Here is a 341-nt window from a genome sequence, read left to right as displayed (position 1 = left end):
GTGGATGGTCGGACACCTCCCCACGCATCAGGGAAAATTGCGGGCTTGGCTCAAGGCAGGCTACATGGAACGCGGGACCTGATTATTCACGAATCTCAGCCGACTCAGCCCCCACCGGCCTAAACTTCAAGTAGGGCAATCGGTTGGAGAGACGCCATGGCACAGAATCAGATTCAGTTTCAGAAGGGCTTGAGTCTACAGCAGTTTCTGGCGGACTACGGAACCGAGGAGCAGTGCGAGCAGGCCCTTGAGCGCTGGCGCTGGCCACAGGGGTTCATCTGCCCGCACTGCGGTCATCAGCACGAACCGGTGCGCCTGCGCACGCGAGCGCTGCTGCAGTG

At 60.4% G+C, this 341-nt stretch carries 1 protein-coding gene; it reads left to right on the top strand.

Features of this window, described 5'->3' with window-relative positions:
• Positions 1–156: 156 nt before the first annotated feature.
• Positions 157–341: transposase (locus tag G3446_RS27375; RefSeq protein ID WP_164451031.1), on the top strand; the 185-nt coding region annotated here is incomplete at its 3' end.

Origin of the sequence: Thiorhodococcus minor (assembly GCF_010820565.1) — a bacterium.
In the GTDB taxonomy this organism is placed as follows: domain Bacteria; phylum Pseudomonadota; class Gammaproteobacteria; order Chromatiales; family Chromatiaceae; genus Thiorhodococcus; species Thiorhodococcus minor.
Note: the sequence above shows the minus strand (reverse complement) of the source record. Positions and strands in the feature narration are given on the sequence as shown.